This window comes from Candidatus Thermoplasmatota archaeon (assembly GCA_018814355.1).
Taxonomy (GTDB): Archaea; Thermoplasmatota; Thermoplasmata; order UBA10834; family UBA10834; genus COMBO-56-21.
Genome location: JAHIZT010000125.1, coordinates 12,933 through 27,508 on the forward strand (window position 1 = coordinate 12,933; position 14,576 = coordinate 27,508).

Annotated in this window: 17 protein-coding genes and 1 tRNA gene; 6 read left to right on the forward strand and 12 right to left on the reverse strand. The window is 56.2% G+C overall.

The window, feature by feature from the left end; genetic code table 11:
- Positions 1-20: 20 nt before the first annotated feature.
- The 3 genes from KJ653_09620 to KJ653_09630 all read left to right on the forward strand — a co-directional run bounded on the left by KJ653_09620 (position 21) and on the right by KJ653_09630 (position 4,009).
- The gene (locus KJ653_09620; protein ID MBU0686086.1) at positions 21-1,133 is read left to right on the forward strand and encodes a (Fe-S)-binding protein; all 1,113 of its coding nucleotides are present in this window, start codon (positions 21-23) and stop codon (positions 1,131-1,133) included.
- A gap of 111 nt (positions 1,134-1,244) precedes the next feature.
- Complete coding sequence (gene folP / locus KJ653_09625; protein ID MBU0686087.1) at positions 1,245-2,033, forward strand: dihydropteroate synthase; 789 nt, start codon at positions 1,245-1,247, stop codon at positions 2,031-2,033.
- A gap of 194 nt (positions 2,034-2,227) precedes the next feature.
- Positions 2,228-4,009: a PAS domain-containing sensor histidine kinase gene (locus KJ653_09630; GenBank protein MBU0686088.1), complete on the forward strand. Its 1,782-nt coding sequence runs from the start codon at positions 2,228-2,230 to the stop codon at positions 4,007-4,009.
- A gap of 7 nt (positions 4,010-4,016) precedes the next feature.
- Here the strand turns inward: KJ653_09630 and KJ653_09635 are convergent.
- From KJ653_09635 to KJ653_09655, 5 genes are all read right to left on the reverse strand, one after another.
- Positions 4,017-4,089, reverse strand: a tRNA-Pro gene (locus tag KJ653_09635).
- 33 nt (positions 4,090-4,122) lie between these two features.
- On the reverse strand, positions 4,123-4,308 hold the full coding sequence (locus KJ653_09640) for a DNA-directed RNA polymerase subunit N (protein MBU0686089.1): 186 nt from the start codon (positions 4,306-4,308) through the stop codon (positions 4,123-4,125).
- 10 nt (positions 4,309-4,318) lie between these two features.
- Positions 4,319-4,717 (reverse strand): 30S ribosomal protein S9, encoded by a 399-nt coding sequence (locus tag KJ653_09645; protein MBU0686090.1) that lies wholly within the window; start codon positions 4,715-4,717, stop codon positions 4,319-4,321.
- On the reverse strand, positions 4,714-5,154 hold the full coding sequence (locus KJ653_09650; protein MBU0686091.1) for a 50S ribosomal protein L13: 441 nt from the start codon (positions 5,152-5,154) through the stop codon (positions 4,714-4,716). The genes KJ653_09645 and KJ653_09650 overlap by 4 nt, the downstream gene beginning before the upstream one ends.
- A 4-nt stretch (positions 5,155-5,158) precedes the next feature.
- Entirely contained in the window at positions 5,159-5,524 is a 366-nt protein-coding gene (locus tag KJ653_09655) for a 50S ribosomal protein L18e (protein ID MBU0686092.1), read from the reverse strand.
- A 270-nt stretch (positions 5,525-5,794) separates the two neighbouring features.
- Here KJ653_09655 and KJ653_09660 point away from each other — a divergent pair, with 270 nt between their 5' ends.
- Positions 5,795-6,793 carry a TIM barrel protein gene (locus KJ653_09660; protein ID MBU0686093.1) on the forward strand — a complete coding sequence of 333 codons (999 nt, stop codon included), beginning with the start codon at positions 5,795-5,797 and terminating at the stop codon, positions 6,791-6,793.
- Entirely contained in the window at positions 6,790-7,326 is a 537-nt protein-coding gene (locus tag KJ653_09665) for an SIS domain-containing protein (GenBank protein MBU0686094.1), read from the forward strand. The genes KJ653_09660 and KJ653_09665 overlap by 4 nt, the downstream gene beginning before the upstream one ends.
- A 2-nt stretch (positions 7,327-7,328) precedes the next feature.
- On the opposite strand, the gene KJ653_09670 is transcribed toward KJ653_09665, so the two are convergent.
- From KJ653_09670 to KJ653_09695, 6 genes are all read right to left on the reverse strand, one after another.
- Complete coding sequence (locus KJ653_09670; protein MBU0686095.1) at positions 7,329-8,411, reverse strand: hypothetical protein; 1,083 nt, start codon at positions 8,409-8,411, stop codon at positions 7,329-7,331.
- Positions 8,412-8,553: 142 nt separating this feature from the next.
- Entirely contained in the window at positions 8,554-9,201 is a 648-nt protein-coding gene (locus KJ653_09675) for a Mov34/MPN/PAD-1 family protein (GenBank protein MBU0686096.1), read from the reverse strand.
- The gene (locus tag KJ653_09680) at positions 9,194-9,715 is read right to left on the reverse strand and encodes a hypothetical protein (protein MBU0686097.1); all 522 of its coding nucleotides are present in this window, start codon (positions 9,713-9,715) and stop codon (positions 9,194-9,196) included. The genes KJ653_09675 and KJ653_09680 overlap by 8 nt, the downstream gene beginning before the upstream one ends.
- Positions 9,716-9,720: 5 nt before the next feature.
- Entirely contained in the window at positions 9,721-9,960 is a 240-nt protein-coding gene (locus tag KJ653_09685; protein MBU0686098.1) for a hypothetical protein, read from the reverse strand.
- A gap of 62 nt (positions 9,961-10,022) precedes the next feature.
- A complete protein-coding gene (locus KJ653_09690; GenBank protein ID MBU0686099.1) occupies positions 10,023-10,814 on the reverse strand; it encodes a ThiF family adenylyltransferase in 792 nt (263 codons plus the stop codon).
- A 35-nt stretch (positions 10,815-10,849) separates the two neighbouring features.
- Complete coding sequence (locus KJ653_09695; protein ID MBU0686100.1) at positions 10,850-11,965, reverse strand: aminopeptidase; 1,116 nt, start codon at positions 11,963-11,965, stop codon at positions 10,850-10,852.
- Between the two features lie 126 nt (positions 11,966-12,091).
- Here KJ653_09695 and KJ653_09700 point away from each other — a divergent pair, with 126 nt between their 5' ends.
- Positions 12,092-13,063: an FAD-dependent oxidoreductase gene (locus tag KJ653_09700; protein ID MBU0686101.1), complete on the forward strand. Its 972-nt coding sequence runs from the start codon at positions 12,092-12,094 to the stop codon at positions 13,061-13,063.
- On the opposite strand, the gene KJ653_09705 is transcribed toward KJ653_09700, so the two are convergent.
- On the reverse strand, positions 13,038-14,504 hold the full coding sequence (locus KJ653_09705) for a trimethylamine methyltransferase family protein (GenBank protein ID MBU0686102.1): 1,467 nt from the start codon (positions 14,502-14,504) through the stop codon (positions 13,038-13,040). The two genes, KJ653_09700 and KJ653_09705, sit on opposite strands and share 26 nt — an antisense overlap.
- Between the last annotated feature and the right edge of the window lie 72 nt (positions 14,505-14,576).

Below are 14,576 nucleotides of genomic sequence, written 5' to 3' on the forward strand. Positions count from 1 at the left end.
ACCAACGGGCAAAGGATGCTATGCCGAAGAAGAAGTACATCAAAGCTGAGCGGGCCAGGAAGCTCGAGAAGGAGATGCTCACCTGCACCTTCTGCGGATTCTGCAAGAGCGTCTGCCCGTACTTCGAAGACAACCAATGGGATCCATCGGTCGCCCGAGGAAAGGTCATTCTCGCTTACGGCCTGACGAAGAGGGAGATCCCTGCCGATGAGTCAGTCGTGCAGAGGCTCTACCAGTGCACCACATGCAAGGATTGTGAGAGGCGATGCCCATCGAATATCAAGGTCGTTGACATCGTCGAGGCGGCAAGGGCAGACCTGGTAGAGGCCGGATGTATCCTGCCCGCGCACAAGAAGATAATTGAGAACGTCAAGAAGACGAAGAACCCGTACGGCGAGACTGCGCCGGTAGACTTCGGCGTTCCCCGGAAGAAGGCAGACATCGGCTACTTCATTGGTTGCACTGCCAGATACAGGCAACCTGAGATTGCCAGACACACGATCTCGCTGCTGAGAAAGCTGAATGTCGACTTCACACTGTTCGATGAGGTCTGTTGTGGCAGCACTCTCCAGAGGATTGGGGCCAAGGAGAAGGACATCACTCGTCTGATGAAGGCGAATGTCGAGGCCGCGAAGAAGCTCGGGATCAAGAAGATGCTGTTCACCTGCGCCGGATGCCTCAGAATGTTCAAGGAGCAGTACCCGAAATTCGTCGAGGTGCCTTTCGAGTCAGAGCACCTGGTACAGTTCCTGTCAAAGCAGAATCTGAGGCTCAGACCTCTGCCCAAGAGGATCACCTACCACGACCCGTGCCATCTTGGCAGACACCTCAAGATCTACGACGAGCCGAGGAAGGTCATCAGCATGATCCCCGAAGCGAAGTTCGTGGAGCTCGCTGAGACCAAGGAGACCGCTAGATGCTGCGGAGGCGGAGGCGGAGTCAGGGCTGCGGACCCGCCCGCGGCACAGAGGATTGCGTCGAGGCGCGTAAGGTCAGCCTCCGAGATAGCCGACATACTTGTAAGTGCTTGCCCGTTCTGTGTCAGCAACCTAAGGTTTGGGAACGAGATAATCAAGGTGGACATAGAGATAAAGGACATAGCCGAGCTTGTCGATGAGCTTCTGGCGACTTAGGCCACTGAGGTGATTCGATTGGTCAAGAGCGGTCGGAAGAGGGCGGTGATTGCGGGGCCAACGAGCATCAGACTGGGCACCTGCCTGCTCAAGTTCGACAGGCCGCGGGTCATGGGAATTGTCAACTGCACCCCAGATTCGTTCTCCGGCGATGGATTGGGGAGCGATACGGAAAAGGCCATACACCGTGGGCTATCCATGTTCAAGGACGGAGCGGACGTCGTTGACGTCGGAGGGGAATCGACGAAGCCTGGGGCCAAACCTGTCGCAGTCGATGTGGAGATGTCCCGCGTGATACCTGTGATAGAAGCCCTTGGGAACGCCCGGCCTGGCAGAGTCTCGGTCGATACAATGAAGCCACGGGTTGCTGAGGCCGCCTTGTTCGCGGGTGCGACAGTCGTCAACGACGTCTCAGGGCTAAGGAACCAGAGGTTGATTGAAGTGGTCGCCGAGCACGACGCGGCTGTCATCATCATGCACATGCTGGGTGAGCCCAGGACCATGCAGGAGAGTCCGAGATACAAGGATGTTGTTGGTGACATCATCGATTTCCTCGGAGACAGGATCGATGCCGCGGAGAAGACAGGTGTGAGCCCAAGGAAGATAATGGTGGATCCGGGAATAGGTTTCGGGAAGACCCTCGACCACAATCTGGAGATCATCGCAAGACTTCGTGAGCTGAAGATCCTGGGCAAGCCTATCGTGATTGGCGTTTCCCGGAAATCATTCATAGGGAAGCTCACTGGCCATCCAACTGACAAGAGGCTCGAAGGGTCTATCACGGCTGCGGTCCTCGCTATCGGGGCAGGCGCGGATATAGTCCGTGTTCATGATGTGGCGGAGACCATAAGGGCGCTAAGAGTAGCTGCCGCCATAGCCTCTGCGACCAAGAGAACATGAGTCTTCTGCTTTCTCCGCATCCCGTTTCAGAAAGTATATACGCTCAACTACGATGTCTCAATTGCCGGCTTCTCTGGTGAACCCCCGCCTGCAGAGGGGTTCGGGGGATGGTCGGCGGCATCAGAGTGAAGACGAGGTGATGTAATCTGCCGGACGAAGACTCGAAGAAAGCCGGTCCCGTGACTCTTGTGACGATGAGCAACGGCAGGCTAGACTTCGCCGGCAAAAGGTCAGTCATGATGGATGCGGCAGGCGGACTGTACGCGCTGAAGAAGACGCTCAGGGCGGATATCGGATTCTTCGAGAAGGATTTCATGTTCAAAGCGGGTCTGGAAGGCACCAGAGAATCCCTGTCCAGCCTGACAGACGTCACTTATCCAAATGACCCCAACGAGACAATCCAGAAGATGCTGGAGCTCTACTCGCTTCGCGGATACGGTGATTTCAAGGTTGACAAGTTCGATCTGAACACGAAGGTCGTAGAGATTGCGTCGACAAACGCAATCGAAGCGTGGGCCTTCCAGGAGAATCACTCCCTTCAGAGGGAACCCATTTGCTCCTATTCCTCCGGCATGCTATCCTGCATCTGCAGGATGGCCTTTCGAGAAGCCTCGGTCCAGGACTCCGATATATTCGCAGTCGAAATGGACTGCATGGCAGAGGGTAAGAAGGAGTGCAGGTTTGTCGTAGGTCCAGTCCAAGAGCTCAACAAACGGTTTCCGGAGTTTGAAAGGCCGGACAGCGCCATCGCCGAGCACGAACTCAAGCTCAACGAGGAGATCCTTGTAAAGAACCTGGAATTGCAGGGACTCAACCTGTCGCTCGAGAGACAGATCAGGAAAAGGACAGAGGACCTGTGGAGGTCTGAGGATAACTACAAGTCCCTGATGGCCATTTCCCCGGACCCCATCGTCATCATGACCTCTGGCGGAAGGATCAACTCACTGAATCCCGCGGGTCTGAGATTGCTTGGATACGAGACCATCGAAGATGCCCTCAACATCAAGGCTTCGGCAATCATGGCGGACAAGGACGAGGCATGGGACAAGATCACATGGCTCCTCGAGAAAGAGGGGACGATACACGATCTAGAAATGGAGTTCACAAAAAGGGACGGTTCTGGATTCACAGGCCAACTGACGGCGAGGTTCGCAGACCTCCTCCCCGGGAAATGCATTGAGGCCGTGATCAAGGACATATCCGAGAAGAAGATGATGGAGCAGCAGGTCAAGGAAGCCAGGTCGGAGTCGGAGTTCCTGAACGACCTTCTGTCCCATGACATCATGAACTACACGTTCTCGGCTCTTCACTTCCTGAACAAGCTCTTGAAATCGCCGAAGATCATGGACGACGACCGCAAGGACCTTAGTTTGATCACCAAAGAGATCCAGGGAGCATTCGAATTGTCGTCATCGGTCAGAGACTTGTCCAGGATTAAGACGATCGGTGATGAGGAGGAGGCGATCAAGGACGTCTCACTCGTAATCGCCGAGGCGATCGAAGACGCGAAGAGGATGTTCTCGGACAAGAAGGTAGTTGTGAACTTTAACAGATCATCGGAGCCACACTACGTCAAATGCAACAATCTAGCTACCAGTATGTTCACAAACCTGCTGACGAATGCCATCAAGTATGATCTACACAACGAGGTTGTCGTAGACATAACGATTGACAATGTCGTCGAGAAAGGACAGACCTGCTGGCAGATAGGGATATCGGATAATGGGAAGGGGATACCGGATGACGAGAAGGAACGGGTTTTCGAGAGGTTCCATCGGATAGACATGTCGGTATCGGGCACCGGTCTTGGACTATATGTTGTGCGATTCATAGCGAATGCCAGCGGCGGCAGAGTCTGGGCTGAGAACAGGGTCGAAGGAGACCACACGAAGGGCACGACGATGGTGGTGCTTCTGCAGAAACCCGACGAGAAACAGATTGCGAAGATGACCAAGAAACCCACCGGTCCGGGATAGTCTCGAGTGGGCCCGTCGCGATTTGAACACGAGTCACCAGCACCCCAAGCTGGAAGGATACCAAGCTACCCCACGGGCCCGTTGTACACAAAATGTTGGGATCGGGTCGCTCCTTAGTAGGGTGCGACCTCGTCGATGAGGTTTGCGTGGGTGAGCAGCATCCGGCGGCAGCAGTAGCGATCTAAGTGAAGCGAGTCGAGCACATCCTTGGGCGACTCGCCCATATCGACCCTCTTCACGAAGTCCTCGTACGCGCTGCCGACGACCTTCCCGCATGTGAAACATCTTACTGGTATGATCATTTCTGCATCACCTGTATGACTTCTGGTGCTTCTTCCTAGCCCCTCTGCCCTGCGGGTTCTTCGGGAGCTTTCTCCTCGGGTCCGATACGAGCAGCGAGCGGTCGTACTTCACGAACAGCGTCTGGAGCTCGTTATCCTCGAGGAACTGCACCAAACCCTTTGCGATCGCCGTCCTGGAGGCCATCGCCTGGCCCATGACGCCCCCGCCCTGGACATTGAGGTCGATGTTCACCTTTGACGACTTTTCCCCTGCGAGCGTGAGCGGCTCCATGATCATGACCCTGGCGAGGTTCGGCTGGTGCATCTCGACCGGGACACCGTTGATCCTCACAATGCCCTTGCCCTTGGTGATGCTTACCCTGGCCACGGCGCTCTTCCTCTTGCCGCTTGCAACTATTACCTTCATGACCTCATCTCCTGGCTAGCGCCCATCTCCTTGGTGATATCTCCCAAGTAGACGAACTTGACCAGATGGGGCTTTCTTGCGCCCTCGACCGTCTCGGCCTTTGCGCTCTTCAGCGTGTTCGGGCAGCCGAGATAGACCCTCAGCCGCTTGAGGGCAGCCCTGCCAGCGGGCTTCTTGTACTCGATCATGCCTCTGACGCTCCGCTTCAGGATCCTGTCAGCGGTTCTCGGGTAGTGCGGTCCCTTGGCCTTCGACTGGCTAAGGCCGCGCTTCGTCCTATGCTGGTAGAACGCCAGTAGCTGGGCCCTTCTGCCAGATATGACCGCTTTCTCCGCGTTGATGATGATGAGCTCCTCGCCGTTCCTGAGTCTCTTGGCGACGTGCGAGCAGAGGCGTCCCAGTATGAGCCCTGATGCGTCTATCACTGCAACAGCCATCAACTCACCCCATGATCCTGACCTTGGAGCCCTTCGGGTTCTTCTCAATCAGCTCCAGGTACGACATGCTCTTTCCGCCTGCCTTCTCGATCTTGTCCCTAGCTTGTCCCGAAGACCTGTAGGCGGCGACCATGACCTTCTTCGCGATCTCGCCGGCGCCCAGAAGCTTGCCGGGTATGATCACGGTCTCGTTCTCGCTTGCGTATCGGTTCAACTTGCCCACGTTGACCTCGGCCCAGTTCCTAGCTGGTCCCTCGAGCCGCAGAGCGATGTCTCGCCAGACAGGTGCCTCGTTGATCCTGCCAGCATCCTTCAGCTGCTGAATCAGGGCGACAAGGTTGGGATTGGTCTTCTTCGTCTTATTTCCCATTCTGACTCCTCCGACATCCAGAGAGTAGCCGAGCTAATGTGCGAACCGTTTATAAAGATTTGGATGCGCCGGATTTGCTGGCATGGTCCGTCTGGCTCGGCCTGGAACGGTGCCACTTGTGGGGTATGTATCGCTCATCAGAACGGTGGTGTCCGCCCTCAACAGATGATATATACGGCATATGGCATACACCGAAATCCTGGCTCGCCGGGGGTTCAGATGATTCGTTTTGGTCCTGCAGGCATCCCATTGTCCTGCAAAGGGCGCACCTTGAAGGATGGCATCGAGGACGTGCACAAGCTGGGCCTGACAGCCATGGAAGCACAGCTAGTCAGGGCGCATGTGGCAGAAAGAGCGCCCGAGCCTGAGGAGATCGGGATGAAGCCCCGGAACCTAACGAACGACATGGTCATCGAGATCATCCGGAAGAAAGGAGACAAGGAGCAGATCGTATCCGACCTTGACGAGCCGATAAGGAACGGTGACACACTCGTGTCCCTGACTTCAGGGATTGCCAAGAGCTACCAAGAGTTGCGCGCCCTCAGAAACATGGCAGACGAGCTCGATGTGGAGTTGTCAATCCACACCCCGTACTATATGGATCTCGTTGGCGAAGGGGAGCTGAGCTTCAAGAGCAGGGATTCCATCAAATGGGCAGGACTGATGGCCAACGAGCTCGGTGCGGCCGCGGTGGTCACGCACATGGGCTTGTACGGAGATGTCACTCCCAAGACAGCCCAAAAGAGAATCAGAGAGCGCGTTGGGCTCCTGGCAAAGTGGTACAAGAAGCAGGGGATCGATGTCCCGATCGGCCTTGAGCTGAGCGGCCGGCAGGAGATATTCGGAGCCTTGCCGGAGATCCTCAAGACATGCAGGGAGATTGATGGAGTCATACCCGTGATCAACTTCGCACACTACCACGCTAGGGAGAACGGTATCCTCCGAGAACCGAAGGATTTCGACGAGCTTCTGGACGATGTGTGGGACCAGACCGACGGTGAATTCTACGCCCATTTCTCGGGCGTCGAGCACGAAGGCGGGAATGAGAAGAGGTTCACATCCATCAAGAAGGGCGACCTCAGATTCGAACCGCTCGCCGAGGCCATTGTCGAGCGCAACCAGCCAATAACGATCATTTCCGGCTCCCCGTTGCTCGAACACGATGCCATGTACATGAAGGTCATCCTCGAAAGGGTCCTCGCCAAGAAGGTCTCGAAGGAGACCAAGATAGTGACTAAGGAGAAGGACAAGAAGGCCGGGTCTAGATGAGAGAGAGCGTCGACTACATCGTCAATAGTGTCCAGACCACGCTGGAGAGCGACATAGAGAACACCGATAAGTTCGTGGACTTGATAATCGGCTCAAGAAAGATCTTCATATACGGCGTCGGCCGGTCCGGCCTCATCGCGAAAGCGTTTGCCATCAGACTTGTGCAGATGGGACTCGAGGTGTTCTTCGTCGGGGAAACGGTGACGCCCTTCGTTGAGGAGGGCAACTTGGTCATCATAGTATCCTACACAGGGGAGACCATGTCGGCCATTCAGACAGCCAACATCGTGAGGAGGGTCGGTGCGAAGGTCGTCACGGTCACCGCCAACAACCATTCGAAACTGGCGGCGGCTTCGAACCTTATCATCGAGATACACCCGCCAAAGGACGATGATAGGAAACGGCTTGCGCCTCTTGGCACACTGTTCGAAGTCGCCACGCTGATCTACCTGGACGGCATCGTCGCCTCCATGATGGAGAAGCTTGGACAGAGCGAGGGCGCCATGAGAAAGCGTCACGCGATCTGGGTCTGAGCTCAGCCCTTGCCGTTCGGCGGGACATTGTTGCGATACTTGCGCAGCATTATCACAAGGATCGAGATCGAGACGACGGCCACGATGCCGCCGGAGATGATAAGCAACCACGGCAGGTTCTCCGTGAACCAGTCCTTGACCTTGCTCACGAACCCGTGCTCATCCAGACCCAAGCTCGATTCGTGAGTGATCGTATCGGTCTCATTGTCTATCGAGTAGGCGATGTTCAGCTTCAGGCCGGAGCCGGTCGTGTAGTATGAAGAATTCATCGGGGTAGCATGCATTGTCCCCCGGGCCAATGAGATAGGTTCAGAACTATAATGGTAGTGCGCCTGGACCACGCCGTCTGCCTTCGAGAAATCGATCTCTTGACAGCCGAGGCTGGTCTCATTGAGCATATGGGTGAAGTTGAGCCCGCGTACGGTCTCATCGTCCCTGCTGGACACAGATGTAACTCGCGTGTCCCCGCCTCCTGCGTCCTCCCTGATTTGGAACATGTATGTTGATCCACCACCTTTCAAGGACTGTTCGAGGGCGATACCCGAGACATTGATGTGCTTCTTGATTTCCAGGGTGAAGTTCATCTTCAGATCGGTCTTGCCCACGACGGTGTAGCTACCGTATGTGTTCGAGTAGACGACAGGATTCTCAGTGATCCTGAACCAGAACGTGATGTTTGCCCAATCCTCCACCAGAGCGGTCGGATTCTCGAAATCATTGACCAGAGAGAGGGAGGCGTTCATCCGAAACTGCGCATACTCGCCTGGCATGGTTTCGCTGCCGAACTCGACGCTCGAAACTGTCCATGTGACATTGTGGTGGGCGTCAAGGTACGAGACATAGACCATCTCGGACTGGTCGAACACTCCGTCAGGGTTGGTGTCGTTGAACAGATAGAGGAGCGGCATTCCGACCTCGAACGTGGGAGCAAGCAGAGCGGTTGAGTGCTGGAACACGACTCGGGGCCAGTCATAGGTCACAGCAGCCGTGAGATTCCCCGAAATGAACACGACCTTGAAGTTGTCCTCGCTGTAATCAAGGAAATGCTCTGCGCCCGAGACTACGGATGAGGCAGGAATGACCAATGCCGCGGCGCACAGCAACGCAGCCAGAACGCAAAACCGCGGAACCAGAGACTCGCCCTCCCTAGAGCTACCCTATCGGGCGGCGGCCTGAAAAAGCTTTCTTGGTTTGAAAGCGAGAGGCCAATGGTCAGTACTGGTCCGGCTAGGAACTGGGCTTGACCTTGAGCTTCCGAGAGCGTTTGGCCTTGGCCTTTGAACCCACCTCTGGTTCGTAGACCGCGAAGGCCACCTCCTCATATCCGGTCTCAGATAGTTTGAAGGTCTTGATGTCGCGGGTGATCGGGTCTATGACGAGTGCGGAGTGGTACGGTTGGTCGAAAATGGACCGCTGAGTCTCGAGATCGGTCCGGGAAAGGAAGCAAGTATGACCTGGATGCGAGTGGTACCAACCCACTAGGATGTAGTCGAACCCCGAATCGTCCAACCCATGGAACAGGTTCGGGAACGCCTCCGGATCGAATCGGACCTTCGAGGATGAGCTCTTGAGATGAGTAGTGACGATGTCCCTCACAAGGGAGTATATCCGGCCTTTCCATCTGCGGACCTCCCCCAGCATGAAACCCATGACCTCGAGCCTGTTCGGGGCCTCGTTGACCGCATGCGCCTTGATCTTCCGTTCTGCCACGGAGGACAGGTAGATATCGAAAATCCCTCCGCTGTCGACGACTTCATTATACTCCGTCAAGGATTCTTCAGATAGCCATTCGTGCGGTTTCAGGGTCGATGCTCTCGGGGGCTCCCTCTCCTCGACTGGACGCCGTGTCTCCTTTACGATCCTGGGCCTAGGCATCTGCATCACCAATGATCCTGATCCTCCTGTCCGTCTGGTCCATCACTAGGGGGGGCCGGTACTTGTTCCGATTGAAATATGCCGCCGCGCGCGTGCACATGTCGTTCCCAAACGGGTTCGCCGGGTTGGGGTTGACCAGAAGCGACTCAATGCCCTTGATGAAAGTCATCAGGTTGGAGCCGAAGTCCCAGTTCTCGAGAAGCTTCGTGCATACATAACCGCCGTCACTGGGCGCCATTATGTTGGGATGGAAGATGGGGGTCTGCCATTTGACGATGGGCTTCTCCATCGGGTAATCCTCGCTGATGACGATGGCCATCCTATGTACGAACCTGTGGACGACCTTCCCCTCCTCCCAATCGGGGCCAGGGACACGCATGAACGTGACACTCACCATCACTGGGAACGATGAGAGCGAAGGATCGGAGACGGAGATGTGGTGGCGAAGCTCTCGCTGGCACATCTCAATCTCATTCCTCAGCCTGATCCTGAGCACATCGACCGGGAGAGGCATCTGGTCTATCCGCCCTCTGGATCCGGAATAAGTTCCAGGACGTCTTCGCCCCTTATGCCAGCATCCGCGAGTGTGCTACCTCCGCGGAGAACCTTCTTGCCCTTCCGGAGCACATACGCACCCATATCCTTGCTCCAAAAGGTCGCCGCGCTCTCGATCACCTCGTCGACGGTGTTCTCTGATTCCAGTTCCATCTCGACAGTGGCGCCGGTCTCGGCATTCTTGACCTTTATCCTAACAGCCAAAAAACCACCTATCCTCTGGACATATTCTAGGGTTATATCGTTATCGTATACATGTAGCGGTCTCAGGACCTGCCATGGACCGGGCAGTGCGGGTCCAAGGGCACCTCGATCTCATCAGATACCTTCCTGAATCCGTCATAGTAGAACACGTTTGAGATCGTCATATCAGTCCTGCCTGACAGGACCTTTACGGCCTCGCGAACCATGACCGCGCCGACGACGCTCGTCGTGGTTATCTCCGCCGCCAGCCTTGGCTCGTGAAAGACCACATCCTTCCCGGTGCAGCTAAACCTCAGTTCCGCGACCTTGGCATGGGACCTGTTCATGCCACATTGGAGGCATGCGCCGTCTGGCGGTCTGGCGACCATGACCTTGCCTATGAAGCCATCCATGCCCCCGTCGATGTACACCTTTCCAGAAGCATAGGCGTGAGAGTTCGTGTGGATCCTGGCCTGAATGTTGTCCAGACATCCGAACACGATGTCATGGTCCTCGAACAATTTCTCAGGGCAGTCCTCTATCCGGCTCACGAGGGCGACCGCTTCCGCATTGGGGGCCAAGGATTCGAATCCCCTGGCTATGACTTCTGCCTTCTTGGTGTGCTTCGAAGAGTCCTCATTTGTGAAGAACAGACATCTGTTAAGGTTCGAGCCGACCACATGATCCATGTCGACCACTGTGATCCGCCGAAAGCCAGAGAGAGCTAGGTCCTTGGCAACCTCGTTGCCTATGGCGCCCGCACCAACCATCAGCACCCTAGCCTTGGAGATGGCTTCGAGGCTGATCCAACCTACCCTCCGGGACCGGTCGAACCTGTCCTCGTCAAGCTGTCCAACCCTCAACCGCTCCTCCATGCTGGCCGGGAGACGGTCCTAGGAAATAAAACGTTCTAGTCCCAGGCCAGCCTGCCGTTCTCCATCAAGAGCTTCTCTTTGCCTGACCTATCGACAATGGTGATGTCCGGCCTCTTGACAATGCCGTCCAAGTGGATGAGCGCCTCAGCGTCATTGTCGTAGTTGCTGCCGACAGCGAAATGGCAAGTGCCGTAGACCTTCTCGTCCTCGAGCATGTTGGCGATTATCTTCGCCTTCCTGTTTAGGCCGATGCCCAGCTCGCCTATGCTCTTGGCGTTCCTCGCGTAGCCCATGACCTTGTCAGGCCTTATGGTCCCGTCCTTGCCACCATCTCTGGCCTTTCTCTCTCCCAGCTTCACGGACTCTGCGAGCTTGCGAGCCTCCTGCCCTCCGGAGATGCTCGTTATGAAACCGTCCTTGACCTCCGTCATGATGGGGCGTTTGATGACTATCTCCCCTTCGTGCAGAACGATCGAGCCGTCGAAGGCGATCGTTCCTGTCGCCGTCCCCAGTTCGGGGGACACATAGACTTCGCCCGACGGGATGTTGCCTGCCTGCCCTGGTCTCCTGAAGTCGCCATCGTCAGCGAACGGTTTCCTGCCCTTTGTCCCTATCACGATGTCCGTGCCTCCAGGAGCCGTCACCCTGACCTTGGTACCGATGGACATCGTCCTGATCACCTTGGCACAATCCGCCCTGAGCTTTGTGTAGTCGATCGGGACGGTCCTGCGGAACATGTCCGAGGTGATCCCCGGGGACCAGAACCCACGCATCTTCTTCTCCTCATGGAGCTTCGTGAATATGTGATCGTACCTGTGCTTGCCGGCGTACCCGTGCTTCATGCCGTATCTGTCCTTTCCAAGTTTTTCCTTCGAGATCGACAGAATGATCTCAGGGTTTGCGGAGATGGCCTTGATGACCTCCTCCTCTGCGAAGTCGAACTGTCCCTTGGTCCTCTGGAAGACGAGTGTCGGAGCGGCCTTCTTTTTAAGGGCCGCATCGAAGAACGCTTCGGACATCTCGGTGATCTCCCTGTCCGGGTTCGCGATGATGAGAACCCTGTCGTCCTTCTTCAGAGCCACAACGTCGTCCATTGCCGCCCGAGCGACCCGTACGAGCGACTTGTCGTATGTTCCCTTGAATGTGTCCATGCCCAAACACCGGTGAGCACGAATCAAGGTCGTCTATCATGAACCTTTGGCACATACACGCCGCCGCAGGCACCCCGAAACCAGACTGGATAATCATAATATGGCCGTACCACGGTGTTCAGCAAGATGTTCGCGCTGCAGGCGCCGTCCGAGGTCGAGGGCACGGTTGATGTGTGCATCATTGGGGGAGGGCCGGCGGGTCTCACGGCCGCAGTCTATGTCTCCCGCAAAAAGCTGTCGACCGCGATCGTCACGCAGGAAATCGGAGGCCAGGTGGCTTGGACCCTCGGGATCGAGAACTACATGGGGTACCAATACATAACAGGCAGGGAACTGACTGCCAAGTTCGAAGAGCAAGTGAGACAGTTCCCCATACCGATCGTAATGGACGAGGTGAAGAAGCTCGAAATCGGCAAGGACGTTTTCACCATAGAAACCAAGGGCGGTAGGACCATCGCTGCAAGGACAGTCATAATCGCCTCAGGCAAGAGACCGAAAGAGCTAGGAGTGCCGAACGAGAAGAAGTTCATCGGGAGAGGATTGTCGTACTGCGCCACATGCGACGGCCCGCTGTTCGCGGATATGGATGTGGCCGTGTGCGGCGGTGGCAACTCAGCCGTCCAAGCAGCCATCGAGATGGCCCAAATAGCGTCCAGAGTCTACATCGTATCTAGGAACCCTTGGAGGGCTGATGCCGTGATAGTTGACAAGGCGGATCAGTCAAAGAACATCGTGAGGAGGATCGGATACGAGGTCGTCGAGATCATGGGCGACAAGACCGTCGAAAGGCTTCGGATACGAGAGAAGGCTACGGGCAATGAGGAGGAACTCGTGGTCAAGGGTGTGTTCGTGGAGGTGGGTCTCAATCCCAACACGGAGTTTCTGAAAGGAATCGTCAACCTCACAAAATACGGCGAAGTCGATGTCAACTGCATGTGCGAGACCAACGTCCCTGGCCTTTTCGCAGCTGGTGACGTCACGAACGTCCACGAGAAACAGATAGTCGTAGCAGCTGGCGAGGGCGCGAAGGCCGCTCTCAGCGCCCACGAGTACCTCCTCAGGAAACCAGCTACTACCCCAGCCGGTCAAGGTACTTAGTCGAAATGGGCGTTCCGTGTAGCTCGGCGTCGTACCTCTTCAGTATCTCTCTTATCTCCTGCTTCACCGACTTGTCGAGAGGGATTGGTCTGTGCTCCTTCAGGATCCTCCTGACCTCTTCTCTTGCGGCAGTCATGATCGGTTCCTCCTTCGAATCGGGAGCGCTCTGCCGCATCGCTATCTTGGGCAGGAGGATCTCACTCTTGAAGTTCTTGAGAGTGTGGATGTCCTTCATGAAATATCCGCCCGGGCCCACGCGCGCGATAGCATCGAACCCCATTGTCTCCTTGTCCACCTTGACGCCCCTGCAAGCTCTTAGCAGGTTCCGCCACAGCTCGCAGTCCATGACCACCTGCTCCGCAGACTCGCATCCGGACCTGTCGAACCCTCCGAACCCAACTATCTGGTCAGCGCCAGCAAGGGCCGGAAGGAGGCCGCTTATGGCCTTCTGGTAGCCGATTTCGTAACCAGGCCTCGTCCCTGAAGCAGCAACTCCGCCCACCTGGCTAGGCAGCCTATACCTTCGGGCCATCTGACAGCCTGCAGCGTTTATGAGCGCGCCCTCGGTCGAGCCTGACAGGAACACGCCGGTCCTCATATCCATCGGACCGCTCTCAGAGCTGTAGAGCACGGGGCAGCCGGGGCCAGCCAGTTCCGAGATTACGATGCCGCCCAGATTCTCAGCATTGACGAGCGAGATAGTGCCAGCGAGCGTGACAGGGCAGACCGATCCGGATATCGCCATGGACAGGTGCACCACAGGCAGCTTCGCCTTCGCGAACATCACGACGGCCTCGATATCTCCCTTCTCGTACCGCAAAGGAGTTATCGGTGTATGCGTAATCGACACTATCGGCCTCTTGGCCAGCTCCTTTTCGGAACCGACAACTGCAGCGGCCATCCTGATGAGATACCCGGCATCGGTCACATCACCCGCGCCGTGCTGGACGTGTTTCGAAGTGTATGCCAAGGAGGCTGCGTACTCGTGCAGGTTGGATATCTCCGGTGGAACATCCGTCGCCACAACTTCGGCCCAGTAGAGGTCGGTCTCGGGCATCGCATCGTTCACTAGCGTGAGGTCGATGAGATCATTCATTGTAGCCTTGCGCTTGCTCTGCGTGTTGATGTCCCAGACATCCGTGGGCTGGCCGTCGTTGCAGCCCTGGACGTGGTCCTTGGCGGGTAGCTTGAGGTCGTTGGCCTTATCCCGGCCGCACATTAGGAATTCCTTGGGCGCCTTTGCGAGGGCGGCCTTGACCATCTGCTCGGACAGCTTCGCGATCTGGTTCTTGTGATCGACCTTTGCGCCGTGGTCCTCGAGCATCTTGAGTGTCCTAACGCTCGTGACCTTGATCCCAACCTCCTCCAGGATCTTGATCGATTCCAGGTGAACTGCGTCCTCTTGCTCCTTCGACAGTGGGTTGAATACGGCTCTAGCCAAACTATCCTTCCGAAAGGGGTTAGAGAATACGCCTATAAGAATGGAGAGTCTGATTCTCAAACAGTATTCCTA

Bases quoted from the DNA above. Each gene is read 5' to 3' on its own strand.
- KJ653_09620 (MBU0686086.1), top strand. From the start codon at position 21: ATGCCGAAGAAGAAGTACATCAAAGCTGAGCGGGCCAGGAAGCTCGAG.
- folP (MBU0686087.1), top strand. From the start codon at position 1,245: ATGGGAATTGTCAACTGCACCCCAGATTCGTTCTCCGGCGATGGATTG.
- KJ653_09630 (MBU0686088.1), top strand. From the start codon at position 2,228: ATGAGCAACGGCAGGCTAGACTTCGCCGGCAAAAGGTCAGTCATGATG.
- KJ653_09645 (MBU0686090.1), bottom strand. From the start codon at position 4,717: ATGAAGGTAATAGTTGCAAGCGGCAAGAGGAAGAGCGCCGTGGCCAGG.
- KJ653_09650 (MBU0686091.1), bottom strand. From the start codon at position 5,154: ATGGCTGTTGCAGTGATAGACGCATCAGGGCTCATACTGGGACGCCTC.
- KJ653_09655 (MBU0686092.1), bottom strand. From the start codon at position 5,524: ATGGGAAATAAGACGAAGAAGACCAATCCCAACCTTGTCGCCCTGATT.
- KJ653_09665 (MBU0686094.1), top strand. From the start codon at position 6,790: ATGAGAGAGAGCGTCGACTACATCGTCAATAGTGTCCAGACCACGCTG.
- KJ653_09675 (MBU0686096.1), bottom strand. From the start codon at position 9,201: ATGCCTAGGCCCAGGATCGTAAAGGAGACACGGCGTCCAGTCGAGGAG.
- KJ653_09680 (MBU0686097.1), bottom strand. From the start codon at position 9,715: ATGCCTCTCCCGGTCGATGTGCTCAGGATCAGGCTGAGGAATGAGATT.
- KJ653_09690 (MBU0686099.1), bottom strand. From the start codon at position 10,814: ATGGAGGAGCGGTTGAGGGTTGGACAGCTTGACGAGGACAGGTTCGAC.
- KJ653_09695 (MBU0686100.1), bottom strand. From the start codon at position 11,965: ATGGACACATTCAAGGGAACATACGACAAGTCGCTCGTACGGGTCGCT.
- KJ653_09700 (MBU0686101.1), top strand. From the start codon at position 12,092: ATGTTCGCGCTGCAGGCGCCGTCCGAGGTCGAGGGCACGGTTGATGTG.